Annotated in this window: 23 protein-coding genes; 10 read left to right on the top strand and 13 right to left on the bottom strand. The window is 66.9% G+C overall.

The genetic code is table 11. The features are described from left to right. Nucleotides 1-118 precede the first annotated feature (118 nt). Both AB3K92_RS38420 and AB3K92_RS38415 read left to right on the top strand, forming a co-directional pair. On the top strand, nucleotides 119-676 hold the full coding sequence (locus AB3K92_RS38420) for a sugar O-acetyltransferase (RefSeq protein WP_369466840.1): 558 nt from the start codon (nucleotides 119-121) through the stop codon (nucleotides 674-676). Nucleotides 677-2,509: 1,833 nt separating this feature from the next. Beyond that, the gene (locus AB3K92_RS38415) at nucleotides 2,510-6,082 is read left to right on the top strand and encodes an indolepyruvate ferredoxin oxidoreductase family protein (RefSeq protein WP_369466839.1); all 3,573 of its coding nucleotides are present in this window, start codon (nucleotides 2,510-2,512) and stop codon (nucleotides 6,080-6,082) included. 102 nt (nucleotides 6,083-6,184) lie between these two features. Here AB3K92_RS38415 and AB3K92_RS38410 read toward each other — a convergent pair whose 3' ends face one another. Further along, complete coding sequence (locus tag AB3K92_RS38410; protein WP_021157418.1) at nucleotides 6,185-7,852, bottom strand: Na+/H+ antiporter; 1,668 nt, start codon at nucleotides 7,850-7,852, stop codon at nucleotides 6,185-6,187. Nucleotides 7,853-8,148: 296 nt separating this feature from the next. On the opposite strand from AB3K92_RS38410, the gene AB3K92_RS38405 reads away from it, so the two are divergent. The 4 genes from AB3K92_RS38405 (at nucleotide 8,149) to AB3K92_RS38390 (ending at nucleotide 11,243) form a co-directional block, all read left to right on the top strand. Further along, nucleotides 8,149-9,435 (top strand): EAL domain-containing protein, encoded by a 1,287-nt coding sequence (locus AB3K92_RS38405; RefSeq protein ID WP_042973380.1) that lies wholly within the window; start codon nucleotides 8,149-8,151, stop codon nucleotides 9,433-9,435. A 162-nt stretch (nucleotides 9,436-9,597) separates the two neighbouring features. Continuing rightward, the gene (locus tag AB3K92_RS38400) at nucleotides 9,598-9,984 is read left to right on the top strand and encodes a hypothetical protein (protein WP_042973415.1); all 387 of its coding nucleotides are present in this window, start codon (nucleotides 9,598-9,600) and stop codon (nucleotides 9,982-9,984) included. Then, nucleotides 9,981-10,385: a hypothetical protein gene (locus AB3K92_RS38395; RefSeq protein ID WP_059695293.1), complete on the top strand. Its 405-nt coding sequence runs from the start codon at nucleotides 9,981-9,983 to the stop codon at nucleotides 10,383-10,385. The genes AB3K92_RS38400 and AB3K92_RS38395 overlap by 4 nt, the downstream gene beginning before the upstream one ends. Nucleotides 10,386-10,517: 132 nt before the next feature. Then, nucleotides 10,518-11,243: a copper homeostasis protein CutC gene (locus tag AB3K92_RS38390; protein WP_369466837.1), complete on the top strand. Its 726-nt coding sequence runs from the start codon at nucleotides 10,518-10,520 to the stop codon at nucleotides 11,241-11,243. A gap of 91 nt (nucleotides 11,244-11,334) precedes the next feature. Here AB3K92_RS38390 and AB3K92_RS38385 read toward each other — a convergent pair whose 3' ends face one another. From AB3K92_RS38385 to AB3K92_RS38360, 6 genes are all read right to left on the bottom strand, one after another. Further along, on the bottom strand, nucleotides 11,335-12,690 hold the full coding sequence (locus AB3K92_RS38385) for a cytosine permease (protein ID WP_369466836.1): 1,356 nt from the start codon (nucleotides 12,688-12,690) through the stop codon (nucleotides 11,335-11,337). Between the two features lie 216 nt (nucleotides 12,691-12,906). Then, nucleotides 12,907-13,902, bottom strand: a complete 996-nt coding sequence (locus tag AB3K92_RS38380) for a biotin-dependent carboxyltransferase family protein (RefSeq protein WP_021157413.1) — start codon at nucleotides 13,900-13,902, stop codon at nucleotides 12,907-12,909. Next, nucleotides 13,892-14,767 carry an allophanate hydrolase subunit 1 gene (locus tag AB3K92_RS38375; RefSeq protein ID WP_048026254.1) on the bottom strand — a complete coding sequence of 292 codons (876 nt, stop codon included), beginning with the start codon at nucleotides 14,765-14,767 and terminating at the stop codon, nucleotides 13,892-13,894. Before AB3K92_RS38375 ends, AB3K92_RS38380 begins: the two co-directional genes overlap by 11 nt. Continuing rightward, entirely contained in the window at nucleotides 14,764-16,227 is a 1,464-nt protein-coding gene (locus AB3K92_RS38370) for an acetyl-CoA carboxylase biotin carboxylase subunit (protein WP_369466835.1), read from the bottom strand. Before AB3K92_RS38370 ends, AB3K92_RS38375 begins: the two co-directional genes overlap by 4 nt. Nucleotides 16,228-16,231: 4 nt before the next feature. Continuing rightward, nucleotides 16,232-16,474: an acetyl-CoA carboxylase gene (locus AB3K92_RS38365; RefSeq protein ID WP_021157410.1), complete on the bottom strand. Its 243-nt coding sequence runs from the start codon at nucleotides 16,472-16,474 to the stop codon at nucleotides 16,232-16,234. 16 nt (nucleotides 16,475-16,490) lie between these two features. Then, entirely contained in the window at nucleotides 16,491-17,273 is a 783-nt protein-coding gene (locus tag AB3K92_RS38360) for a 5-oxoprolinase subunit PxpA (protein WP_021157409.1), read from the bottom strand. 259 nt (nucleotides 17,274-17,532) lie between these two features. On the opposite strand from AB3K92_RS38360, the gene AB3K92_RS38355 reads away from it, so the two are divergent. Continuing rightward, entirely contained in the window at nucleotides 17,533-18,450 is a 918-nt protein-coding gene (locus tag AB3K92_RS38355; RefSeq protein ID WP_048026260.1) for a LysR family transcriptional regulator, read from the top strand. A gap of 79 nt (nucleotides 18,451-18,529) precedes the next feature. On the opposite strand, the gene bioB is transcribed toward AB3K92_RS38355, so the two are convergent. The 6 genes from bioB to AB3K92_RS38325 all read right to left on the bottom strand — a co-directional run bounded on the left by bioB (nucleotide 18,530) and on the right by AB3K92_RS38325 (nucleotide 23,855). Continuing rightward, on the bottom strand, nucleotides 18,530-19,552 hold the full coding sequence (gene bioB, locus AB3K92_RS38350; protein WP_021157406.1) for a biotin synthase BioB: 1,023 nt from the start codon (nucleotides 19,550-19,552) through the stop codon (nucleotides 18,530-18,532). Nucleotides 19,553-19,614: 62 nt separating this feature from the next. Beyond that, nucleotides 19,615-20,334, bottom strand: a complete 720-nt coding sequence (bioD, locus tag AB3K92_RS38345) for a dethiobiotin synthase (RefSeq protein WP_027788995.1) — start codon at nucleotides 20,332-20,334, stop codon at nucleotides 19,615-19,617. Continuing rightward, nucleotides 20,331-21,635 (bottom strand): 8-amino-7-oxononanoate synthase, encoded by a 1,305-nt coding sequence (gene bioF, locus AB3K92_RS38340; protein ID WP_059619647.1) that lies wholly within the window; start codon nucleotides 21,633-21,635, stop codon nucleotides 20,331-20,333. Before bioF ends, bioD begins: the two co-directional genes overlap by 4 nt. Continuing rightward, nucleotides 21,632-22,978 (bottom strand): adenosylmethionine--8-amino-7-oxononanoate transaminase, encoded by a 1,347-nt coding sequence (gene bioA / locus AB3K92_RS38335; RefSeq protein WP_369466834.1) that lies wholly within the window; start codon nucleotides 22,976-22,978, stop codon nucleotides 21,632-21,634. Before bioA ends, bioF begins: the two co-directional genes overlap by 4 nt. Before the next feature lie 108 nt (nucleotides 22,979-23,086). After that, on the bottom strand, nucleotides 23,087-23,665 hold the full coding sequence (locus AB3K92_RS38330; protein WP_369466870.1) for a hypothetical protein: 579 nt from the start codon (nucleotides 23,663-23,665) through the stop codon (nucleotides 23,087-23,089). Continuing rightward, complete coding sequence (locus AB3K92_RS38325; protein ID WP_196774524.1) at nucleotides 23,652-23,855, bottom strand: transposase family protein; 204 nt, start codon at nucleotides 23,853-23,855, stop codon at nucleotides 23,652-23,654. Before AB3K92_RS38325 ends, AB3K92_RS38330 begins: the two co-directional genes overlap by 14 nt. A 381-nt stretch (nucleotides 23,856-24,236) precedes the next feature. Here AB3K92_RS38325 and AB3K92_RS38320 point away from each other — a divergent pair, with 381 nt between their 5' ends. The 3 genes from AB3K92_RS38320 to AB3K92_RS38310 are packed head-to-tail and all read left to right on the top strand — an operon-like array spanning nucleotide 24,237 to nucleotide 26,158. Beyond that, the gene (locus tag AB3K92_RS38320; RefSeq protein WP_081052743.1) at nucleotides 24,237-24,767 is read left to right on the top strand and encodes a PAAR domain-containing protein; all 531 of its coding nucleotides are present in this window, start codon (nucleotides 24,237-24,239) and stop codon (nucleotides 24,765-24,767) included. Nucleotides 24,768-24,770: 3 nt separating this feature from the next. Then, nucleotides 24,771-25,532, top strand: a complete 762-nt coding sequence (locus AB3K92_RS38315) for a hypothetical protein (RefSeq protein ID WP_369466833.1) — start codon at nucleotides 24,771-24,773, stop codon at nucleotides 25,530-25,532. Further along, the gene (locus AB3K92_RS38310) at nucleotides 25,532-26,158 is read left to right on the top strand and encodes a hypothetical protein (protein WP_369466832.1); all 627 of its coding nucleotides are present in this window, start codon (nucleotides 25,532-25,534) and stop codon (nucleotides 26,156-26,158) included. The genes AB3K92_RS38315 and AB3K92_RS38310 overlap by 1 nt, the downstream gene beginning before the upstream one ends. The last annotated feature ends 9 nt before the right edge of the window (nucleotides 26,159-26,167 follow it).

Raw genomic sequence — 26,167 nt, 5'->3', positions numbered from 1 at the left:
CCGCGTTACTTGCCCGGCATCGCGAGGCCCGCAGTGGCCGCGCGCACGGCAAGACTCGCATCCGGCCGTGTTCGCCGATGCGACGCGAAACAGGGAAATCACGGGAGACAAGTCACGCATGGCAAACGACGATCGCACCACGATCATTCCACGCAGAACACCGGAATCGGCGGCCATGGTGGCCGAGGTCAAACGCACGATGGCGATCACCGCGCGGATCAACCGCCTGACATTCGACGATGCCGCCGAAGTCCGCGCATTATTCGGTGAACTGATCGGCACGCCGGTGGATGACGGCTTCGTGCTGATCCCGCCGTTCCATGCGACGGGCGGCACGGGCATGAAGCTCGGTCGCAACGTGTTCGTCAACCAGAACTGCACGTTCTACGATCTCGGCGGGCTCGCGATCGGCGACGACGTGATGATCGGGCCGAACGTCAGTCTCATCACGTCGGGCCATCCCGTCGAACCTTCACGGCGGCGCGATTTCGTCGTCGCGAAGCCGATCGTGATCGAACGCAACGTATGGATCGGCGCCGGCGCGACGATCGTCGGCGGTGTGACGGTGGGCGAGAACTCGGTGGTCGCGGCCGGGGCCGTCGTCACGCGGGATGTTGCGCCGAATGTGCTGGTTGGCGGTAATCCGGCAGCGGTCATCCGGTCGATTGCCGAATGACGCGGCACGAGGGCGCGCGCCCGTTCGAAGCAGCCTGGCCGGACGGATGTGGATAACCAACCCCCGAGGCGACTCGAAACGCTGTGCATTTGAATGGTGAGGATGCCGTCGCGGCCGCCCGGACGGGGCTTTCCGGTGTCTGCCCGATAGTCGCCGGTGGAGGCTCGGGCCGCGCCTGCCGATGTTTCGACGAAGGTCGCGCAGTGCGATCGGATGTGGATATCCTTGCGTCGAAACGACTCGGCGCCCTGTGCATTTCACAGGTGAGGGCACCCGATGATGCGAAGGGCATGAAGCGGGTTGTGGACAACTCGCCCACGGAACGACGCGAAATGCTGTGGAATTCGACGGTGAGGGGCGACGCCCGATCCCGCTGCGCGCCTTTCCCGGCGGGGTTTCCTGACTTTTGTCGAGGTTCGGCGCGCCGCGCATTCTAGCCGAACGCGCGCATCGTGGCCGAACCGCGGACGCGCCGCGACGTGGATATCCCGCCATCGGCAGCCACCCGAAGGGCCGTGCATTCTAACGGTGAGCGCGGTGGAGTGGTCTGCAATGCGCCGATTTTGCCGCGCATCGCCGCGTTCGCGAGCGACTCGACGTGCCCGGCGATGCAAAGGTGCGCATCAATACGCGATGAGTGGTCAGTGCGCCAGAATGCGATCATTTGGCCGCCCAAGCCCAAGCCCAAGCCCAAGCCCAAGCCCAAGCCCAAGCCCAAGCCCAAGCCCAAGCCCAAGCCCAAGCCCAAGCCCAAGCCCAAGCCCAAGCCCAAGCCCAAGCCAACACCACCTGAAGCGTCGTGCATGTCCGGTTCGCACGCGAGCGTGAGGGTGAAGACAACTGGGGCTACCGTGTGGATATCCGGCAGCCGAAACGACTCGCGGCACTGTGCATTTCCACGGTGAGCATCAGCGCTCGACCGGCCGATGAGCCCCTTCCGGCATGGAATGCCGGCCCGCAGCGTCTTCCTGGGCGCGCATCCGCAGCCGCTCGGCGGATTCTCGCCCATGTGGATATCCCGCGCACCGGATCACTCGAAGCGCTGTGGTTTTCAACGGTGAGGGTGCCCGTGTGGCTGGGCGGTTCTGCCGGATCGGACGTGGATAACCGCCATGGCAGCCACTCGAAGCCCTGTGTATTGCAAAGGTGAGCGCGAGCCAGCGATTGTGCAGCATGCGGGTTCCAGCCGGCCTGTCCGGGCGAGATACCGGCCGACAAACCCAGTCGCGCCCCTGTGTATTCGATCGGTGAGGGTGAACGCCGGATCGACGCCATGCGCCATTTCCAGTGTGGATATCCATCGCCGAAACCCACTCGCCGCGCTGTGAATTTCAACGGTGAGCGCCGGCACTCGAGCGTGCCGCATGCCGATGACGGTGTGGATATCCCGGCCCCTGCGCCACTCGAAACCCTGTGCAATCGAATGGTGAGCACGAGAGCGGGATTGTGGACATCCCGCGCCGCCGCCCAATCGGAATGCTGTGCATTTCAACGGTGAGCGTGACCGCCTCCACCCGCCGAAACCCTTGTCACACGGGGCTCGAGCGGCAGCCACCGCATACCTGAACTATCGGCCGGCAACCCCGCGCGTTCCCGGCAAACAGCCCGTCTGCCCCGACACGTCGCCCATCCCGCCCGGCCGCCGCGCGCGAGAACTATCTCAAATTCGGTCAAAAACCTGCGCAGTTTTTCTCGCTACAGCCCCGTCCGAGCAAGATGAGAAAAAACATTCTCGGCTGCGCGCGAAAAAATAGAGCCATTCGCTGCCGTCCCCCACGCGTCGTCCGGCGCCTGCCGCGCAGCCCAGAACAGCACAATCAGGAGACTTCCCCCATGACCGCCCGCTTGCCCGTCGATGGCACGCCCGCCCTGTCCGACTACCGCCTGACCGACAACCTGACCGCGACGCGCGGCCGGATCTTCCTGACCGGCACGCAGGCGCTGGTTCGCCTGCTGCTGATGCAGCGCACCGTCGACGCCGAACAGGGGCTCAACACGGCCGGCTTCGTCAGCGGCTATCGCGGTTCGCCGCTCGGCATGGTCGACCAGCAGCTGTGGAAGGCGAAGAAACTGCTCGACGCGAGCGGCGTGCGCTTCCTGCCCGCGATCAACGAGGAACTCGGCGGCACGGCCGTGCTCGGCACGCAGCGCGTCGAGGCCGATCCCGAGCGCACGGTCGAGGGCGTGTATGCGATGTGGTACGGCAAGGGCCCGGGCGTCGATCGCGCGGGCGACGCGCTGAAGCACGGCAACGCGTACGGCTCGTCGCCGCATGGCGGCGTGCTGGTCGTCGCGGGCGACGACCACGGCTGCGTGTCGTCGTCGATGCCGCACCAGAGCGACTTCGCGATGATCGCGTGGCACATGCCGGTCGTGAACCCGGCGAACATCGCCGACATGCTCGAATTCGGCCTGTACGGCTGGGCGCTGTCGCGCTACTCGGGCGCGTGGGTCGGTTTCAAGGCGATCTCCGAAACGGTCGAGTCCGGCTCGACCGTCGACCTCGACGCGCTGCAGACGCACTGGCCGGCGCCCGAAGGCTTCACGCCGCCGGCGGGCGGCCTGCACAATCGCTGGCCGGACCTGCCGAGCCTGACGATCGAAGCGCGCCTCGCCGCGAAGCTCGACGCGGTGCGCCATTTCGCGCGCACCCACAGCATCGACAAGTGGATCGCGCCGAGCGCGCAGGCGAACGTCGGCATCGTCACGTGCGGCAAGGCGCACCTCGACCTGATGGAAGCACTGCGCCGCCTCGACCTGACGGTGGCCGACCTCGACGCGGCCGGCGTGCGGATCTACAAGGTCGGCCTGTCGTATCCGCTCGAGATGACGCGCATCGAGACCTTCGTCGACGGGCTCGCCGAAGTGCTCGTGATCGAGGAGAAGGGCCCGGTCATCGAGCAGCAGATCAAGGACTATCTGTACAACCGCACCGAGGGCGCGCGCCCGCGCGTGCTCGGCAAGCACGATGCCGAAGGCGCCTGCCTGCTGTCCGAGCTCGGCGAGCTGCGCCCGTCGCGCATCCTGCCCGTGTTCGCCGAATGGCTCGCGCGCCACAAGCCGGCGCTCGACCGCCGCGAGCGCGTCGTCGATCTCGTCGCGCCGCAGATCCTGTCGAACGAAGCCGACGCGGTGAAGCGCACGCCGTACTTCTGCTCGGGCTGCCCGCACAACACGTCGACGAAGGTGCCGGAAGGCTCGATCGCACAGGCCGGCATCGGCTGCCACTTCATGGCGTCGTGGATGGAGCGCGACACGACGGGGCTGATCCAGATGGGCGGCGAGGGCGTCGACTGGGCCGCGCACGCGATGTTCACCAACACGAAGCACGTGTTCCAGAACCTCGGCGACGGCACCTACTTCCATTCGGGCATCCTCGCGATCCGCCAGGCCGTGGCCGCGAAGGCGAACATCACGTACAAGATCCTCTACAACGACGCGGTCGCGATGACGGGCGGCCAGCCGGTCGACGGCAGCATCTCGGTGCCGCAGATCGCGCGGCAGGTCGAGGCGGAAGGCGTGTCGCGCTTCGTCGTCGTGTCCGACGAACCGGAGAAGTACGACGGTCACCACGGGCTGTTCCCGAAAGGCACGACGTTCCATCACCGCAGCGAACTCGACACGGTGCAGCGCGAGCTGCGCGAGACGCCGGGCGTCACCGTGCTGATCTACGACCAGACCTGCGCGGCCGAGAAGCGCCGCCGCCGCAAGAAGGGCGAATTCCCCGACCCGGACAAGCGCCTGTTCATCAACGACGCGGTGTGCGAAGGCTGCGGCGACTGCGGCGTGCAGTCGAACTGCCTGTCGGTCGAGCCGCTCGAGACGCCGCTCGGCCGCAAGCGCCGCATCGACCAGTCGTCGTGCAACAAGGACTATTCGTGCGTGAACGGCTTCTGCCCGAGCTTCGTGACGGTCGAAGGCGCGGCGCTGAAGAAGGCCGCCGGTGCCGCATTCGACGAAGCCGCGCTCGCCGCGCGCGTCGATGCGCTGCCGGTGCCCGCGACGCATCTCGACGCGGCGCCGTTCGACATGCTCGTGACGGGCGTGGGCGGCACGGGTGTCGTGACGGTCGGCGCGCTGATCAGCATGGCCGCGCACCTCGAAGGCAAGAGCGCGTCGGTGCTCGACTTCATGGGCTTCGCGCAGAAGGGCGGCTCGGTGCTGTCGTTCGTGCGGATCGCGTCGAACGACCGGTGGCTGAACCAGGTGCGCATCGACACGCAGCAGGCCGACGTGCTGCTCGCGTGCGACATGGTCGTCGGCGCGAGCGCCGAGGCGTTGCAGACGGTGCGTCACGAACGTTCGCGGATCGTCGTCAACACGCACCGGATCCCGAATGCGTCGTTCGTGCAGAACCCCGACGCGAACCTGCATGCGGACGCGCTGCTCGAGAAGATGCGTCACGCGGCCGGCGACGGCTACCTGTCGAGCTGCGACGCGCAGGCGCTCGCCGCGAAGTTCCTCGGCGACTCGATCGGCGCGAACATCCTGATGCTCGGTTATGCATGGCAGCTCGGCCTCGTGCCGGTGTCGCTCGCGGCGATGATGCGCGCGATCGAGCTGAACAACGTCGCGGTGCCGATGAACAAGCTCGCGTTCTCGATCGGCCGGATGGCGGCCGGCGACGCGGCGGGCCTCGATGCGTTGTGGAACGCGCGCCACACGGTGGCCGCGCATGCCTCGCCGGAAACGCTCGCCGAGCTGATCGCCGATCGCGAAGCGCGTCTCGACGCATACGGCGGCGCCCGTTATGTCGAGCGCTACCGTGCGCTCGTGAGCGCGGCGCGTGCGAAGGGCGACGATTCACTCACGCGCGCGGTCGCGACGACGTTCTACCGGCTGCTCGCGGTGAAGGACGAATACGAGGTCGCGCGGCTGTACACGGACGACGCGTTCCGCACGGCGCTCGAAGCGCAGTTCGAAGGCGTGCCGGGGCAGGCCTATCGCGTGAAGTTCAACCTCGCGCCGCCGACGGTCGCGAAGGCCGGCAGCGACGGCAGTGTGCCGAAGAAGCGCGTGTTCGGCCAGTGGATGTGGCCGGTGTTCGGCGTGCTGGCGCGCGTGCGCAGCCTGCGCGGCACGTGGCTCGATCCGTTCGGCCGCACCGTCGAGCGCAGGATGGAACGCGCGCTTGCCGACGACTACGAGACGACGCTCGCACGGGCGCTCGCCGCGATGACGGCCGGCAATGCGGCGCAGGTCGCGCAACTGGCCGACCTGCATGCCCGCGTGCGCGGCTTCGGTCACGTGAAGGTGCGCAACCTGGCCGGTGTGAAGCGCGCGGAGCGCGAGCTCGCGCTGCAGCTCGGCATCGAAGCGGCGACCAGCGCGGCCGTGCAGCACGCGCTCGACGAGATGAAGGGCGCGGGCATGCTGAAGGGGATTCCGGTCGTGGTCGCGAAGTAACGCGCACGCGGGCGGATGTCGGCGGATGTGAAAACGGCGACGCGGGTGCGTCGCCGTTTTTTTCATGAGTGGCGGCTGCGCACCGGCAGCGGCGGCCGTCCGTCAGAGAATGCCTTTCTTGCGCGTCGACAGCGCCGTTTCCGACAGGTCGATCTCGCGCAGCAGTTTCGTCAGCGTCTCGTCGGAAATCTTGCTGTCGCTGCGCAGCCGGTACAGCGCGGTGCGTTCCGCGCGCACGGCCGCGATCCGCATCTGCAATTCCATCGTTTCGGCCTGCTTCGCTTCGGCGCGCGGCGTGGGGCCGTCCTCGGCGAGTGTCGCGAGGCGGCGGCGGTACTGGTCCATCACGCGTGCGGAGATATCCGCGCAGCGCGCGGCACCCGATTCGTCGAGATCGGCCGAGATCGCGTCGTGCGACGAGTCGATCGCGCGGATCGCGGCCTGCGCGGCGGCCGCGCGCGCGGCGCGTTCCTCGTCGCCGAGCGGGCTGCGCGACGAACGCACGCCGCGCAGCAGCAGCGGCAGGCCGATCACCGCGACGACGAGCGAGCCGAGGATCACCGCCGACGCGACGAAGATCGCGGTGTCGCGGCCCGGCAGCGGCACGCCGTCGGACAGCGCGACCGGAATCGACAGCACGCCGGCGAGCGTGACCGCGCCGCGCACGCCGCCGACCGTCATCACCGCGATCGTGCGGATGCCGGCCATCGTGCCGGCGAGGCCCTGGCGCGCGGCGCGACGGCTCGCGAACCAGCGCAGCAGCCAGACCCACAGGAAGCGGATCGCATACAGCGCGAGCATCATCGCGCAGACGTTGAAGATCATCCGGCCGACGAGCGCGTCGCTCGTGTGGTGCGCGTCGACGAGCGTGCGGCCGATGATGTGCGGCAGCTGCAGCCCGAGCATGATGAACACCATGCCGTTGAACACGAATTCGATCATCGCCCACGTGCTTTCGGCGCGCACGCGCGATGCGACGGTGCTTTTGCGCGAGAAGCTCGTGTAATTCATCATCATCCCGGCCGACACGGCCGCCAGCACGCCCGACAGCTCGAGGTGCTCGGCGAACAGGTAGGCCGCGAACGGCACGAGCAGCGTCATCACGATGCCGGGGGCCGGATCGCCTTCCTGCTCGGCGTTCAGGAAGCGCGTCGACAGCGCGCTGAACACCCACGACACGATCGCGCCCGTCGCAAGGCCGCCGGCCGCGACGATCACGAACGTGACCGACGCGTCGCGCAGCGAGAACATGCCCGTCAGCGCGGCCGCGATCGCGAATTTCAGCGCGACGAGGCCCGACGCGTCGTTCATCAGCGCCTCGCCTTCGAGGATGTGCATCAGCTGCGGCGGAATCCGGCCCTTTCCTGCGATGCCCGACAGCGCGACCGCGTCGGTGGGCGACAGCACGGCCGCGAGCGCGAACGCGATCGGCAGCGGCAACTCGGGTATCAGCCAGTGCGCGAAATAGCCCACTGCGAGTACCGTCATGAACACGAGCCCGAATGCGAGCATCAGGATCGCGCGGCGCTGCAGGTACAGCTCGCGCTTCGGAATCCGCCAGCCGTCCGCGAACAGCAGCGGCGGAATGAACAGCAGCATGAAGATTTCGGGATCGAACGTGACGTGCAGGTTCAGCTTCGGCCACGCGAGCATCGCGCCGAAGGCGATCTGCATCAGCGGCAACGGCAGCTGGAACGGCAGGATGCGCGTGACGGCGCCGGACAGCGCGACGGTCAGCAGCAGGATCAGGACGGTGAAGACGATTTCCATCGATACGGCGAATACGGGGAATGAAACGATCGTACGGAGTGTAGCGTGACAGCGTGACGGGTGCGTTCGAGCGGCCGGTGCGTGCGCACGAAACTGGTGCGTCGTGCGTGTGCCACGGTGGTGCGGCGGCCCGGTGAGCCCGCGCGGCACATGGGTTCTACGTGCCTTGCACGGAGCTTGCTTGATGCTGGTCAACCGTCCGGCGTCGACCGGGCAACCGAGGGTCCAACCATGACATTGCACGCGCCGTTCGCCTTGCCGGGCGCCGCGTTCGAAGGCATTACCAGGAGGAAGGCATGACGATCGTGCAACAGGAGCGTCCGGCCGCTGCGTCGCCGTACCGGTTCGAGCGGGAGGTGAGTTCCGGCCTCGAACGTCTGGCGACGCAGCACCGCGACCTGACGCTCACGACCGTGTTCCAGCCGATTTTCAGCCTGTCGCACCAGCGTGCGGTGGGCTACGAGGCGTTGCTGCGCGCGCACGATGCGCTCGACCGCGCGGTGTCGCCGCTCGACGTGTTCGGCGAGGCCGCGCGCCAGGGCGAACTGCTGCAGCTCGACCGGCTCGCGCAGGCGCTGCATCTCGAGAACTTCGCGCTGCTCGGCGCCGAGCGCGAGTGGCTGTTCCTCAACGTGCATCCCGGGGTGCTCACCGACCCGTTCCAGGCGGCCGCGCTGCTCGCGAACCTGAAGCGGCTCGGCATGCCGCCGCGCCGCATCGTGCTCGAAGTGCTCGAACAGCGCGCGGAGGACGTCGAGCGGCTGGCCGAGGCCGTGCGCGAATTCCGCACGCACGGTTTCCTGATCGCGCTCGACGATTTCGGCGCGGGCCACTCGAATCTCGAGCGGATCTGGCAACTGAACCCGGACATCGTGAAGCTCGACCGGATCATGCTGTCGCACGCGGCGCACCGCACCGGGCTCACCGCGATCCTGCACGGGCTCGTGACGCTGCTGCACGAGGCCGGCAAGCTGGTGCTCGTCGAGGGGATCGAGACCGAGCACGAGGCGCAGATCGCGCTGTCGTGCGAGGCCGATTTCGTGCAGGGCTACTACTTCGGCCGGCCGGCGCCGGGGCTGCCCGACAGCGCGGCCGCGACGGGCTGCATCGGCGAGCTGACCGAGCGTTTCCGCCAGCAGACCGAGGCGCGCGAGCGGCGCGATGCGCAGCGGCTCGCGCCGTACCTGCGCGCGTTCGAACGCGCGGCCGAGCGCCTCGCGGCCGGCGAGCCGCTCGACGAGGTGTGCTGGAACTTCCTCGCGCTCGACGCGGCCGCGCGCTGCTTCCTGCTCGACGCGCACGGCCGCCAGTCGGGCCGCAACGTCGTGCTGCGCGCCGACCGCGCGCTCGCCGAGGCACGCTTTTCGCCGCTGGCGGACGCACAGGGCGCGAACTGGCTGCGCCGGCCGTATTTCCGCTCGGCGATCGCCGAGCCGGGGCGGGTGCAGGTCACGCGGCCGTACCTGTCGATCAACGAGGCGCAGCCGTGCGTGACGCTGTCGGTGGCCGTGCGCGTCGGCGATACGCAGCGCGTGCTGTGCGGCGATATCGACTGGATCGACGACGAAGCGGACGCCGGCTAGCGACGCGCGTATCGCAGGCGGCGCGCAGGGTGACCCGGGCCGGCGCGGGCGGCCCGTTGCGCTCGCCCCGCGCTTCCCCGACAATGGCGCGACCGCGGCCATCGTGACCGCGGGCGCGCCGTCCCGGGGGCCACCATGGCGGCGAATAACAAGGAAAACACAATGAAAAGACCGATTTCGCTGACCATTCTCGCGTGGATCATCATCGTGACCAACGCGATCACGTGCATCTATACGCCATTCACGATCGGCATGCCGACCACCCAGGCGCTGCTGTCGCACTACCTGCTGCCCGTCTGGGCGACGCTCGGCATCAGCGTGCTCATCGAAGCCGTGAACGTCGTGATCGGCATCGCGATCCTCAAGGGCCGCGAATGGTCGCGCAAGGCCTACATCGTGACGGCCGTGTTCGGTTTCGCGTTCTCGTTCGTCAACATGCCGGCGTCGATGTTCGCGGTGCTGATCCCCGGCGTCCTGCTGTTCGCCCTGTTCGTCTACCTGCTGTTCCGGCGCCCCGCGACCGCGTATTTCCGTCAGGCGAGCGCATGAGCGTCGTGCGCAACGCGCTCGCGATCGTGCTGTTCGCGATCGCGGGCATGTGCGTGATCACCGCGCAGATGATGGCGTTCATGAAGCTCGGCCATACGCGCGCGATGCTCGTGTTCGTCGCCGTGTTGTTCGTGCTGTCGGCCGTGTTCCTGGCCGTGGGCGCGTTCGCCGGCGCGTTCCGGCCGCGCGCCCGTGGCGCGGGCATCGCACTGCTCGTCGCGTCCGCGACCACCGCGTTCGGGATGATCGGCTGGGTGACGCTCCTGCTGGCGCCGGGGATCGTCGACGTGATGCAGCAGCAGGGCGTCGACGTGAACGCGCGGATGTTCCGGTTCGCGCCCGGCGCCGTGGTGACCGGCCTGTCCGCGCTCGTCGGCGTGTGGCTCGCGCGGCGCGGCTGACGGCGGAACTCGCGACGGGACTGACGACGGGACTGACCGGGCGCCGCTGACGGCGGGGCGCCCGTCACGCTGGCGCCCGTCGCGCGGCTCGGCTAGGATGCGCGAATTGTCCTGACGATTCGCGGGCCGCCCATGAGCCGAAACGCCGCTTCTTCCATCCTCCTCGAAGTGATCGCCACGACCGTCGGCGACGCGAAGGCCGCCGCCCGCGCGGGCGCCGACCGCCTCGAACTCGTGACCGCGATCACCGAAGGCGGGCTGACGCCGAGCGTCGGCCTGATCGAAGCCGTCGTGGCCGCCGTGCCGATTCCCGTCAACGTGATCGTGCGGCCGCACAGCCGGTCGTTCGTCTACGACGCCGACGACCTGCGCGTGATCGAGCGCGACGTGCGCGCGGCCGTCGCGGCCGGTGCGAACGGCGTCGTGTTCGGCGCGCTCGACGCGCGCGGCGACGTCGATCTGGGCGCGCTGACCCGCATCGCGGCCGCGGCGGACGGCCGCGCGCTGACGTTCCACCGCGCGTTCGACGTGTCGCGCGATCTCAACGCCGCGTTCGACGCGCTGCTGCGCGTGCCGGCCGTCACGTCGGTGCTGACGTCGGGCGGTCATCCGTCGGTGCTCGACGCGGTCGCGACGATCACGCGGCTGGTGCGGCAGACCGCAGGCTCGACCTGCACGGTACTGGCCGGCTCGGGGCTCACGGTCGATGCGGTCGGCGATTTCGTCCGCGCGACCGGCGTGCGCGCGGTGCATTTCGGCTCGGGCGTGCGGCCGCGCGGCGAGGTGCTGGCACCGGTCGACGAACTGCTCGTCGCGAAGGTGCGCGCGACCATCGACGGAGCCGCGTCGCACGTGTGACGCGCGCGGTGGCCCGCGGCGGCCACGGCGCGACGAATCACGCCAGCGCGCGGCAGACGATCGCGCGGCACGCGGCGGCACGCGTACCCCGTCACGTATTGCGCACGAACCAGGTACGTTTCGCGGTGCCCAGCAGCGCGCGATAGACGACCCACGACACGACGAAGGTCGCGGGCGCCGACAGCGACGCGGCGAACCCCGTCGCCTGGTTCAGCGCGAGTCCCGTGAACGCGCCGGCGAACCATGCGGTCAGCCCGCCCGGGTTGAAGGTCGGCACATGGGCGTCGCGGCATTCGACGTCGTCGCCGACGAGTTGCCCGTACCGGCCGGACAGGATGTGCGCGAGCGCGACGCCGACCCACGCGACGACGAAGATGCCCTGGTACGCGAGCGCCTGCAGGATTCGCGAGAAGATGTCCGCCATCATCAGCGCATAGACGACCGCACCGACCACGAGTGCCCACACGAACTTCGGCGCACGCACGCCGGCCACCTTCAGGAAGAACGCCTGCATGTTGACGGTCGCGAGGTAGTAGTTCGCGGTATTGATGCGGGATTGCGTGACCCACACGAACAGCAATCCCCACACGCCCATCAGCTTCAGCAGCGCGAGCATGACCGATACTTCGGAGAGCGTACCGAGCCCCGGAATCGTGCTGACGAGATAGATGCCGGCCGCGCCGTTGACGAGAAACGTGACGAGGTAAAACGGCATCCCGAAGTTGAAGCGGCCGTGATAACCCGCGTCTTCCTTGCGGCCGAAGCGCGCGTAGTCGAACGTGAACATCATCAGCACCCACACGCCCATGTAGTAGACGAAGCAGTGCCACCAGCCGCCGGCCGGCGCGTTGCCGGCCGGCCCGAAATCGAGCCACGCCGCGTTGTAGCCGTATTCGGCCGTCGCGAGCCCGACCGCCGCGAGGAGCCCGAGCAGGTAGAACGGCAGCAGCACGCCGTTGAACTTGTCGAGCCAGTGCTGCACGCTGCCGAACACGAGCGGCACGCTGTAGCAGACGACGAGCAGCGCGGCCCATTTGTAGTCGAGTGCCGGAAACTGGTGGTGCGCGGCAACCGCGATCACCGAGCCCTCGAACACCGCGTAGTAGATCGCGGTCGCGAAGAAGATCAGTGTCGCGAGCGCCGCGCCGGCGCTGCCGAACAGCACGCGCGAGAACAGCGCGACCGAGAGTCCCGTGCGGATCGCATAGCGGCTGATGATCGTGTTGACGAGGCCGTACGACACGACCGACAGCGCCATCCCGATCAGCGCGTTGCGCGCGCCGTAGGTGAGCGCGAGCGTGGCGCCCACGACGATGTAGAACACCGCGCTGCACACGGCCCACCACGCCATCGTCAGCGAGAAGGGCGGCATGCGCGCGTGGTCGGGGACGGCGAGCGTCGACAGGTCGAGATCCTCGTCGGTACGGGCCTGAGCCAGGTTGGCCATGATCGTGCTCCTTGATGCGCAGAAGTTGCGAACGACGTCTCGGCCGCGGCACAGGCGATCCGCAGGGTTGCCCCGACGTCGGGCGGGCAACCGGTTCGGCAGGAACAGCGCGCAGGCGTCCCCGCCGCGCGGCGCTCGGCCGGGCGGGCGGAAGACGGACAGCGAAAAGGGGGCGGCGACGAACGGCGCCCGGCACGCGAACCGGGCGCCCGGTGCTCAGTCCCGCAGCACGGCGCGCAGCAGCGCGAGGCGCCGCTGGTACTCGCGGCGTGCGGCGAGCGCGTCGGCCATCGTCACGCGCACGAACCGCGCGCGGTGGTTGGGCTGCATCTGGCCGATCAGGTCCATGTCGGCGCTGATGACCGTGCCGATCGTCGCGTAGCCGCCGCCCGACACCGCGTCGCGGTGCAGGATGATCGGCTCGAGCCCGGCCGGCACCTGGATCGAGCCGATCGGGTAGCACGCGTCGACGATGTTCGACGGATCGGCGCCCGCGCCGAATGGCTGCTCGCGCGGCCGGAACTGCAGCGCGCGGCCGTTCTTGTAGCGGTAGCCGATGCGATCGGCTTCGGGCGCGACCGTCCATTCGTCGTCGAAGAAGGTGCGCGCCGAATCGTCGGTGAGCCGGTAGTGGTACAGGCCCGTCAGGACGCGCAGCTCGACCTGGTTGTCGAGCGGCCGGCTCACGGCCGCCGGCAGCTCGCGCCCTTCGCGGGGTGTGCCGACGGGGGCGCCGAGCGGCAACCGGTCGCCTTTCTGCAGGCGCCGGCCCGCGTGGCCGCCGATCGCGCCGAGCGCGTAGGTCGAGCGGCTGCCGAGCACGACCGGCACGTCGATGCCGCCCGCGACGGCGAGATACGCGCGAGCGCCCGCCTTCACGTAATTGAACGACAGCACGCTGCCTGCGCCGATCCGCAGCGCGACGTTGCAGCGCTGGCCGATGCCGTCGATCTTCGGCGTCATCTCGGCGCCGGTGACGGCGATCAGCGCATCCGTATGGAACAGCAGCTCGGGGCCGAGCAGCGTGCATTCGAGTACGGCGGCTTCTTCGGGATTGCCGACCAGCAGATTCGCCGCGCGCGATGCGTACTGGTCGAGCGAGCCCGACGGCGGGATGCCGACGTGGTAGTAGCCTTGCCGGCCCATGTCCTGGACCGACGTCGCGAGGCCGGGTTTCACGACCTCGATCAGGTTGTGCGCGTCAGCTTGCATGCAGCACCTCGACGAGAGAGCGGTTGTACGCATCGGGATCGCGCAGGAATGCGTCGAGCGAGAATTGCACCGGGCGCACGCGCAGGGAAAAGGTGCCGGCCTCGACGTCGGCCACCGCGGCGTCGTAGGTCGCGCGATCGATCGGCTGGAATTTCACGATGTCGCCGGGCCGGAAGAACACCATGAACTCGCGCAGGTAGTCGAGCCGCTGAGCGGGGTCGAAGATCGGCGCCGGCGTCACGCCGAACATCTGGTAGCCGCCCGCGCCGCGCACCGAGTAGATGCAGCCGAAACAGCCGCCGTGGCCCACGGTGAGCTTCGGCGTGTCGGTGCGCGGCCGCAGGTATTTCGGCACTTCGAGCTGGCGTTCGCGCTCGACCATCTGGTACATGAACGGCAGGCCCGCGACGAAGCCGACCATCGACACGAACCACGGCGACCCCGAGTGCGCGGCGATGAAGGCATCGACGTCGCGCTTGCCGTTGATGCGCGCCGCGTATTCGAGATCGGTCGACGACGGGTCCTGGTGGCGTTCGCGAAACCGCATCAGCGTCTCGTGCGTCCATGGATCGTTGTACAGCACCGGCACCTCGACGATGCGCGTATCGAGTTCCAGTGGCGCGTCGCCGACTTCGGCCTCGATCGTCTTCAACAGCGCGACGAGCGCATCGGGCTCGATCACGTCCGGGTCGTAGCGTACCTGGTAGGACGCATTCGCCGGACAGATCTCGGTGATGCCCGGCACCGCGCGGCGCTGCAGTTCGCGCGTGATCGCCGTGCCTTTGAAGAATGCGTCGAGCGACATCGATTCGCTGATTTCGACGAACACGAATTCGTCGCCGCCGAAGGTATAACGGGTCGTCACATCGCCTCCCCGACGCGCACGGCGTCCGCATGTTCGGCTGCGTGTGGCTGCGTGGCGGCTGTTGCGGCCTCACGCCATTGCGGCACCCACGCTTCGAGGAAATTCGTGTGATAGCGCCCGGCGCGCACGTCGTCGTCGGCGAGCAGCGCGACGTGCAGCGGCGCGGTCGTCTTCAGCCCGCCGACGTGCAGCTCGCCCAGCGCGCGGGCCAGGCGCTGCAGCGCGGCCGCGCGGCTTTCGTCGTGCACGATCAGCTTCGCGAGCAGCGAATCGTAGAACGGCGGCACGACGTAGCCCGGATAGAGCAGCGAATCGACGCGCACGCCGGGGCCGGTCGGCCACACCAGTGCGTCGATCCGGCCGGGGTTCGGGCGGAAGTCCTGCAATGGATCTTCCGCGTTGATCCGGCATTCGAGCGCCGCGCCGCGCATCGCGATGTCCGGCTGCGCGAAGCGCAGCGGCTCGCCGTCGGCGATGCGCAGCGTCTCGCGCACGAGATCGATGCCGGTGATCGCCTCGGTCACCGGATGCTCGACCTGGATGCGCGTGTTCATCTCGATGAAGTAGAACTCGCCGCGCGCGTCGTCGAACAGGTATTCGAGCGTGCCCGCGCTGCGATAGCCGACCGCCTGCGCGAGCCGCGTGGCCGACGCGCACAGCGCGTCGCGCTGCGCGGGCGTGAGCGAAGGCGACGGCGCTTCCTCGAGGATTTTCTGGCGGCGCCGCTGCAGCGAGCATTCGCGCTCGAACAGGTGGACGACGCGACGGCCGTCGCCGAGTACCTGCACCTCGATGTGGCGCGCCCGCGCGATGAAGCGTTCGAGGTACACGCCGCCGTCGCCGAACGCCGCCTGCGCCTCGCGCTGCGCGAGCGGCAGCTCGGCGTCGAGCTGCGCGGCGTCATGCGCGACGCGGATGCCGCGCCCGCCGCCGCCGGCGGCCGCCTTGATCATGATCGGATAGCCGATGCGCGCGGCGACGTCCCGCGCCTCGTCGAGCGACTGCACGACGCCGTCGCTGCCGGGCACGGTCGGCACGTTGGCGCGCCGCGCGGTTTCGCGTGCGCGGGCCTTGTCGCCCATCGTGGCGATCACCTGCGAGTCCGGGCCGACGAAGATCAGGCCGGCCGCCTCGACCTGCGCGGCAAAGGCGGCATTTTCGGACAGGAAGCCGTAGCCGGGATGGATCGCGTCCGCGCCGCACTGCCGCGCGGCGTCGAGGATCGCGGCGGGATTCAGGTAACTCTTCGCCGCGTGCGACGAGCCGATGTGGACGGCTTCGTCGGCCATGCGCGCGGCGAGGCTGTCGCGGTCCGCGTCGCTGACCACGGCGACCGCGCGCATGCCGAGCTCGCGCGCGGCACGGATCACGCGCACCGCGATCTCGCCGCGGTTCGCGACCAGCACGGTGCGGATGCGCGACGGCCCGTAGAACGCGCTGGAGGAGGTTGCCGGATTCATCGCATCACCCCTCGATACGCATCAGCACCTGGCCCGCGTCGACCGGCTCGCCGTCCTCGACGAGCAGCTCGACCACGCGCCCTGCCGCATCGGTTTCGATCTCGGTGAACTGCTTCATCACCTCGACGAGGCCGACCACCGCGCCGGCGGCGACCGTCGCGTCGACCGCGACGTAGTAGTCCGCATCGGGCGACGGGCGCCGGTAGAAGGTGCCCGGCAGCGGGCTGACGATATCGTGCAATGCCATCGTGTGTCTCCTTGAATCAGTGATGGGCGGCGAGCGGTTGCGGCCCGGCGGTCCGGATGCCTTCGCGGATCAGCGCGTGGCGCGTTTCGCGCACGAGGTCGAGCGCGCCCGGCGTGTCGCTGTGGATGCAGACCGAATCGAAATCGATGTCGATGTCGTCGCCGTCGATCGTCCGCACCTTGCCGTCGATGCATGCGCGGAGCACCTTGTCGGCGACCTGGCGCGGATCGAGGCGGCCGACGCGGCGCGTGAACACGATCGAGCCGCTGCGGTCGTAGTCTCGGTCCGCGTAGAACTCGCGAATGACCGGCTGCCCGTACTCGACGGCGACGCGGTATGTGACCGACGCCTCCATGCAGTACAGCCACAGGCCCGGATCGACGCGTTGCAGCGTTTCGACCAGCATCCGCGAGAACGCTTCGTTGCCTGCCGCATGCATGTAGAGCGCGCCGTGCGGCTTCACGTGCTGCAGGCTGACGCCGTTCAGGCGCGCGAACTCGCGCAGTGCGCCGAGCTGGTACAGGATGTCGTTGACGAGCGCCTGCGGCGTTTCGGCGATCGTGCGGCGGCCGAAGCCGACGAGATCGCGAAAGCCCGGGTGCGCGCCGATGCCAACGCCGGCGTCGCGCGCGAGCTGCACCGTGCGCGCCATGATGTTCGGATCGCCGGCGTGAAAACCGGTGGCGATGTTTGCCGAGCTGATCAGCGGCATGATCTGCTCGTCGACGCCGTCGCCGATCGTCCACGGGCCGAAGCCTTCTCCCATGTCGGAGTTCAGGTCGACGCTGTGCTTCCTCATACGATGTGCTCCTCCAGGTTCTCCGGTTCGCGTGCGTCGTGGCGCATGCCGAAACCGTGTTGAACGCAGGTTAGCCGCGTGGGGTGCGTCAAAAAAGTTCTATTTTTATATGCGACCGTATCGATTTTTTCGATACCGCGGAAAGCGGCTGCCAGGTGCCGTCGGAGCTGGGGCGGCAGGGTTTCCACGAGGTCGGGTTCATGGGCTCGGCACGGTTGTTATGATGTTTGTCGCATGCCCATCTGTTTTCTCATCGACCATGGCCCTGACTCTCAGACAGCTCAAGTATTTCGTCGCGACCGCCGAGCTCGGCCAGATCTCGCAGGCCGCGATCCAGCTCACGATTTCGCAGTCGGCCGTGACGAGCGCGATCAGGGAACTGGAGGACAGCCTCGGCACGCAACTGTTCCTGCGCACGCCGTCGGGTGTGACGCTCACCGACACGGGGCGGCGCTTCCTGAATCACGCGTACACGATCCTGTCGTCGGTCGACGAGGCGATGCGGATTCCGAACCTCGAAAGCACGCTGACCGGCACGCTCGCGATCGCCGCAAGCTACACGGTGCTCGGCTACTTCCTGCCGCACCACGTGCTGCGCCTGAACACGCTGTATCCGCGGCTGACGATCCACCTGCACGAGCTGAACCGCGAGTCGATCGAGGAAGGGCTGATCGCGGGCCGCTACGACATGGCCGTGCTGCTCACGTCGAACGTGTCGAATCCGGCGCTCGTGCTGGAGCCGGTGATTCACTCGGTGCGGCGGCTGTGGGTCGGCGCGCATCATCCGCTGCTCAGGCACGAGAGCGTCACGTTCGCGGAAGTCGCGCGCGAGCCGTTCGTGATGCTGACGGTCGACGAGGCGGGGCAGACGGCGCTGCGTTACTGGAACGAGACGCCGTACCGGCCGAACGTGATCCTGCGCACGTCGTCGGTCGAGGCGGTCCGCAGCATGGTCGCGAACGGCAGCGGCGTCGCGATCCTGTCCGACATGGTGTATCGGCCGTGGTCGCTCGAAGGGCGGCGCATCGAGACGATCGTGCTGCGCGATGCGGTGCCGCCGATGAGCGTCGGTCTTGCGTGGCGCAAGGACATCGAGTTGAGCCCCGCGATGCACGCGGTGCGCGATTATTTCCGGCACACGTTCATGGAGCCGCGCGCGCTCGGCGGCGCGGCCTGAACGACGGGGCCGGATACGGAAAAGCCGGGGGCGTGCCCCGGCTTTTCCGTTTGCAGATCCGGCCCGACGGCCGCTCCGCTTACGCGTTCGCCGACATCGCGTCCGCGTCGCTCGCGCGGATGCCGAGGCGCTCGAACAGCGCGCGATCCTTCTGCGACTGCGGGTTGCTCGTCGTCAGCAGCTGGTCGCCGTAGAACATCGAGTTCGCGCCGGCGAGGAAGCACATCGCCTGCAGCCCGTCGTCGAGCTGTTCGCGGCCGGCCGACAGGCGCACGACGGCCTTCGGCATCGTGATCCGCGCGACCGCGATCGTGCGCACGAATTCGAACGGGTCGAGCGGCGCGGTGCCTTCGAGCGGCGTGCCTTCGATCGCGACGAGGTTGTTGATCGGCACCGAATCCGGATACGGGTTCAGGTTCGCGAGCTGCGAGATCAGGCCCGCGCGTTCGCGGCGCGATTCGCCCATCCCGATGATGCCGCCGCAGCACACGTTGATGCCGGCGTCGCGCACGCGGTCGAGCGTGTCGAGGCGATCCTGGTAGGTACGCGTCGAGATCACCTGGCCGTAGAACTCCGGCGACGTGTCGAGGTTGTGATTGTAGTAGTCGAGGCCCGCATTCGCGAGTTCCTGCGCCTGTTCGTCTTCCAGCATGCCGAGCGTCATGCAGGTCTCGAGGCCGAGTTCCTTCACGCCGCGCACCATCTCGGTCAGCGCCGGCATGTGGCGCTCCTTCGGGTTGCGCCATGCGGCGCCCATGCAGAAGCGGCTCGCGCCGTTCGCCTTCGCCGCACGGGCGGCATCCAGCACGGCGTCGACGTCCATCAGCTTCTCGGCCTTCAGGCCCGTGTCGTGGTGCGATGACTGCGAGCAGTAGCCGCAATCTTCCTCGCAGCCGCCCGTCTTGATCGACAGCAGCGTCGACAGCTGCACCGCGTTCGCGTCGAAGTGCTCGCGGTGCACCTGCTGCGCGCGGAAGATCAGGTCGTTGAACGGCAGCTCGAACAGCGCGACGACGTCGGCGACGCGCCAGCGTTGCGAGGCCGGAGCGGCCACGGGAATCGCGTCGGGTTGCACGGTGGCGGCGGTCTGGGCTTGGGTCATATCGTTTTCCTGTCCTGGTCGGGGATGAGGGATCGGGGATCGGGGGATCTGTTTCTGTCGGGTCAATGCCGCGCGGCGCGCAGCGTATCGACGAGCGCGGCGATGTCGAGCATCGCCGCGGCGGATTCGGGGGCGGCCGGGCTCATGTGCGGAATGCGGCCGAGCAGCGGCGCGCCGTGCTCGCGGGCGAGCCAGTCGCGCATCGTCGCGACGTTCTCGTCGGGGAACGACATCGCCGGGTCGACGTGGTTCGCGACCCAGCCGGCGAGCTTGAGGCCGCGTTGGCGAATCGCGTCGGCGGTGAGCAGCGCATGGCTGATGCAGCCGAGCCGCACGCCGACGACGAGCACGACCGGCACGCCGAGCGCGACCGCGAGATCGGCCATGTCCTGCGTGTCGTTCATCGGCACACGGAAGCCGCCGGCGCCTTCGACGACGACGATATCCGCGCGCGTCAGCGCTTCGCGATGGCACGCGACGATCGTGTCGATGTCGAGCGTCACGCCTTCCCGCGCGGCGACGATATGCGGCGCGGCCGGTGCCTTCAGCAGGAACGGCGTGCGCAGCTCGGGCGGCAGCACGACGTTCGCGGCCGCGTCGAGCTGGTCGGCGTCCTCGTTGCGCCACACGCCGTCGCGTTCATACGCGCCGGCCGCGACGGGTTTCAGCGCGGCTGCACGCAGGCCGTGCCGTGCGAAGCCGTGCAGCATCGCGGCCGACACGAAGGTCTTGCCGATTTCGGTGTCGGTGCCCGTGACGAAAAGCGAGAGCGGGGCGGTCATGCCGCAGTCTCCCGCCGGGCCGCCCCAAGGGAGGCTGCAGCCCCCTCGGGGGGCAGCTCACGAAGTGAGCGTGGGGGCGGTTCCGTCTCCCGCGGGGCCGCGTGAGCGGAGGCTGCGGCTCCCTCGCTGGCTTCGACCAGCGCGGCTTCGAGCCGCGCGAGATCGTCGAACGAATGCGCGGCCGACAGCGACACGCGCAGCCGCGACGTGCCGACGGGCACCGTCGGCGGCCGGATCGCGGGCACCCACAGGCCGTGCGCGTCGAGCGCGCGCATCGCCGCGAGCGTCGCGTCGTTGCTGCCGATCACGAGCGGCTGTACGGCCGTGTGCGAATCGACCGGCTGCCAGCGCGTATTGCGCAGCAGCGCGCGCGTGCGTTCGATCAGCGCGGCGAGATGCGCGCGTCGCGCATCGCCTTCGTCGCCCGCGATCACCTTCAGGCTTGCCGATACCGCGTGCGCGACGGCCGGCGGCGCGGCCGTCGTGAAGATGTAGCTGCGCGCGCGCTGGATCATCCATTCGATCACGGTCTCGTGCGCGATCACGAATGCGCCCGCGACGCCGGCGGCCTTGCCGAGCGTGCCGACGTACACGAGATGCGGCGAACGCAGCGCGGCGGCCGCGAGCGCGCCGCGGCCCTGCGGGCCGAGCACGCCGAAGCCGTGTGCGTCGTCGACGACGAGCCACGCGCCATGGCGCTCGGCCAGCGCGACGAGTTCGGCGAGCGGTGCGATGTCGCCGTCCATGCTGAACACGGTGTCGCTGACGATCAGCTTCGTTTCGGCATCCGATGCGTCGAGCAGCGCGGCGAGCGCGGCCGTGTCGGCATGCGGATAGACCTGTACGTTCGCGCGCGACAGCCGCATGCCGTCGATCAGCGATGCGTGGTTCAGCGCGTCGGAGAAGAGGGTTGCGCGCTTGCCGGTGAGCGCCGTCATCGCGGCGAGGTTCGCCATGTAGCCGGTGCTGAAGTACAGCGCGCGCGGCGCGTCGGAGAAGCCGCCCGAGAAGGCCGCGAGCTCCTCTTCGAGCGTCGCGTGCGCACGCGAGTGGCCGCCGAGCAGGTGCGAGCCGCCGCTGCCGGCGCCGTAGCGCTGCGCGCCTTCGGCGAATGCGGCGACGAGCGCCGGATGCGCGGCGAGGCCGAGATAGTCGTTGCTGGCGAAGCCGACGATCTCGCGGCCGTCGACGGTCATGCGCGCATCGCACGCGGTGTCGGCGGTGCGGCGCACGCGGCGCAGCCCCTGGGCGTCGAGATCGGCGAGGCCGCGTTGCAGCGCGTCGAGCAGCGGGTGTGTCATCGTGCGATCTCCGCGAGCGTGGCGTCGAGCGTATCGCGCGTGCGTTGCGCGAGCCATGCGATGTCGTCGTCGCTCATCACGTACGGCGGCATCAGGTACACGGTCGTGCCGATCGGGCGCAGCAGCAGCTCGCGTTCCAGCGCGCGTTCGAAGAAGCGTCGCGAGAAGCCCCGCGCCGCGTCGCCGTCGAGCGCGACGTCGAACGCGAACAGCGTGCCGCGCTCGCGCAGGTGGCGTACCTGCGGATGTGCGTCGAGCGGCGCGAGCGCGGCACGCAGCGTGACCGACTTGCGCGCGTTCGCCGCGAGCACGTCGTCGCGTGCGAAGAGGTCGAGCGTCGCGACCGCCGCGCGGCACGCGAGCGGGTTGCCGGTGTACGAATGCGAGTGCAGGAAGCCGCGCGTCGTGTCGTCGTCGTAGAACGCGGCGAACACGTCGTCGCGCGTGAGCACGAGCGACAGCGGCAGGTAGCCGCCGCTGATGCCTTTCGACAGGCACAGGAAATCGGGCCAGACGCCGGCCTGTTCGCACGCGAAGAAGGTGCCCGTGCGGCCGCAGCCGACCGCGATCTCGTCGGCGATCAGGTGCACGCCGAATTCGTCGCAAAGCGCGCGCAGCCCGCGCACGTACGACGGATCGTGCATCGCCATGCCGGCCGCGCACTGCACGAGCGGCTCGACGATCAGCGCGGCGATCCGGTCGCCGCGTTCGACGAACAGGCGCCGCACGTCCGCGAGCGCGCGGCCCGCGACGTCGGCGGCCGTCTCGCCCGGCAGCGCGCCGCGCGCGTCGGGCGACGCGACGACGTGCGCATGGCGGATCAGCGGATCGTACGCGTCCTTGAACAGCGCGACGTCGGTCACGCCGAGCGCGCCGATCGTTTCGCCGTGATAGCTGTTCGCTACGCAGACGAATTCCTGCTTGTTCGCGCGGCCGCGGTTGCGCCACGCGTGGAAGCTCATCTTCAGCGCGATCTCGACGGCCGACGCGCCGTCCGACGCGAAGAACGCATGGCCGAGCGTGCGCGCGGTGAGCGCGTGCAGCCGCTCCGCGAGCTCGATCGCGGGCTCGTGCGTGCAGCCGGCGAGCATCGCGTGCTCGAGCGTGTCGAGCTGGTCCTTCAGCGCCGCGTTGATGTCGGGGTTCGCATGGCCGAACAGGTTGACCCACCACGAGCTGATCGCGTCGAAATAGCGGCGGCCGTCACGGTCGTACAGCCACACGCCCGCGCCACGCGCGACGGGGATGAGCGGCAGGCGCTCGTGGTGCTTCATCTGGGTGCAGGGATGCCAGACCGCGCGCAGGCTGCGCGCGACCCAGTCGTCGGTGGCTGGCGTACTCAAGGCGGCTCCGGGGAGTAAAGCGGCGGCGGGTATCGAACGGAATACCGCGCGGCGACAGACGGAAAACGCGCTGAGATTAGCGTGTTCCGCCGTCCGTTGCACTACCGGTTACAAACACCGCAAAGCCTTGTCGGGCGGGAGTTCGGCGCAGATCCGGGGTGCTCGGAGCGGTACGCGCCAGATGCCCCGAAATGACCGCAGATGACGACGTTCGAGTGACACCCCCAGACAGAAAAAAATCGCGGGATAGGGTGCGGCCGGGTGATGAAATGTGGGGAATGATGGTGGTGCGGTGTTGGCGGCGACAACGGGGCGATCTTGCTTCGCGCAGGCTCCGATCGACGGGGCGGCGCAACGCCGGACGATTGGACGAAATCGAGCTGTCAGGTTCAGGGCAATGCTTTGGAAGTGCCGCGTCGGCCACGTGGTCGATGTGACGGAACACCGGCGCAATCTTGTCGATTTCCTTGTCAGGCAAATTACCTGACAACTGGCTGGCTCATGCCGATACCAGATGGGGCCACACTGATTCGTGCCGCGCGACCCGCGTACGCTCTTGTCGTCGATCGCCACGACCTCATCGGCCAGCGCCGGGCAGAGCCCTCGCTTCCAACGCACGAAACTGGCTTCGAACTCGAGTGGATCAAGCGCCGCGAATACGCGGCCGAACGTGTCATGCGAGGGAATACCCCGTTTCCAGGGGCAAGTATCGACGCAACCAGTCGAGCTTCGATTCGCCCCAGATCCGGATCGCGACCCAGCTATCCGCTCCCGACAGAATCGCGCACAGCGCAACCATCAGGATCTCGCGCAGATCATGCGGCGACGGCCGACTGCGCGGATCCGTCAAGCTGCAGAATGCTTCCTCGATGCTCAACACTTCCTGCTGAAAATCCGACTCTCGCACGGGTTTGCCTCACGGAAAATCCATGACTACAGCCGGATTCGAACACGCTCACAAGCAATCTGAAGCCCCTTTTAACCATTTACACAATTCGTGCGATTGCCCTGGTGCTCGAAACAGACCTCTGTACTTTTCGAACCTGTCCCATATACAAGGGAACGGCAGATACCTAGGCTTGCTTGCGAAGGCATCCATGTACGTCGACGGGCGTCCATATCTCTGCTGAGAGCCTGCTGCCAGCCCTGCCTTGGTGGCAGTAATCCAGTTACCTTCCGTGGCGCCACGGCCTTCTACTCAATCAACTCATGACCTGACAGGTATAGCGCGGATTTCCAATCAAAAGGAGAGATAGCAATGGGGGCACGTATGAATCTATTTGGTAACGCGCAGATTGTTGTTGGGGATATGACCTCTCACGGCGGCATCGTAGTTTCGGGCAGTCCAACCAACTCATGGCACGGCCGGCCGATTGTGCGTAAAGGGGATACGGTAACGTGCCCCAAATGCTCGCCGCACATTTTCAAGGTGGCCGAAGGACTGGAGCATTGCACCGACACGGATGGGGAACTACCAATGGCCGCGGAAGGACACAGAACAACCTGCGGTGCTGTACTCATTGCACGAGCAGCGCCCGCCAGTTTGGTATCCGCGCATGCCGCATACGTCAACGGCCTCCGCTTCGATGAGCAGTTCATCTTGCATGACTTGGACGGAAACCCGATTCCAGAAATGCCTTACAAAATAACAACAGTGGATGGGGTGACTATTCGCGGAGTTACTGATAAGGATGGGCGTACAGACCGAGTAATGAGCGGTGAGGTGCAGGTGCTTACGATTGAGCCAGATACCGAATGGCTATTCAGAAAAAATAACAAAGAGGCTTGAGCCATGACTGATCTTTCATGGTCGGGGAGCGCTGCGACAAATACGACTCGGGGAAGCACACGGGAAGTGTCGGCTGATGTCATTCGATACGTCAACAAGGTTGACGCTGACAGCGGATGGTTACTAGTTGGGATGGACGACGTTCCTCGCAGCGAATGGAAATCGCTTTTCAAATATTGCAAGGTCATGCTGATCGGAAGCAAAGATGGGCGGACCTATTTCAAGATCCTTGAGGGCGAGTCCAAGGGGCGGATCGCGTTCCTGTCGGGAGCCAATGTTAGTGAATATCTTGGCAAGACAGCCCCTAAACAGAAGCCAATTGAACTGGTTATGACCTATGGGCGCTTTGATGTCAGATGGTACTCGAAATCCAGAAAGGAGAATATGCAGCAACAATTGGCAGATGGGATTCTCGATGGGATTCACTTTGAGGCTGCAATGAACACGAGTTGGGGTGGAGATTTTCATCCCATTCCACCTGGAAACTATACGATCTTGTTGCCTGATTTTGCGCACAGAAGGGATTATACAAATCAATACAAGGCTGAATATCAGGGCCTATCTCACCATCAGGTATGGTTCCCGATTGCGTATGGAAATAGTAGCAGATATGTTCATGTGGGTAATGTGTCGGAAGGTTGTGTTACCGTTGTGCATATAAAAAAGTGGGCGTCAATTCACGAGGCACTTGTTAGTCATCGTGGCTCTGATGGAAAAAGCGTCGGCACACTTGTTGTTAAAGGTAAGCCTGAAAGGGCGAGATAATGAGTAAAAATAATTTTTTTCTTTTATTCTATCTTGTTATTTTTATGCTCATGTCCCCATGCGTCTATGCGTTCGGGTCGAATTCTGATGGAAGCATCATAACTGAATGGGAGATATTTAAGGCGACGGTTGAAAATTACAAGAAAAATATAGGAGTCAAGGAAAATATCAAAAATGCAGCCCTGGCCGAGAAAAGGGGGAGGTTTTTTTTTAATGAGGGACGTTATGATCGGGCGTACTTTAATGGTTATGGTGACGCGATAGCTTGGATTCCGAGACCCGAATACTTTTTTATAATTGGTGACTTGAAGTTGAGAATGAAGCTGTCGCTTCATAGTGACTCTCCTCATGCGACGCCAGAGCAGAAGGCATGCTGGGATAAATACTTGTTCGCGGTGGATGTAAATAGAAATTTAGAGTCTTCTTTTGAAATTGGTTTTGGGTTGGTGGGGGAATTGAATTTATCTGATACCAGAAAATCAAAAATCTACAAGCAGGCCATGGCTAATGCTACTTGCTTCGCACGCTTGACGAGCAAGTATTCGGAGGGAGTAGGCTCGCAGTGCGTGCCGATCGAGGAAGTAAAAAAATGTCTTGGAAGTCCGCTCCTGTTTCTATACAACTAGGACAGAAGT

It is taken from the genome of Burkholderia sp. Bmkn7 (assembly GCF_041103175.1).
GTDB classification, from domain to species: Bacteria; Pseudomonadota; Gammaproteobacteria; order Burkholderiales; family Burkholderiaceae; genus Burkholderia; species Burkholderia cepacia.
Note: the sequence above shows the minus strand (reverse complement) of the source record. Positions and strands in the feature narration are given on the sequence as shown.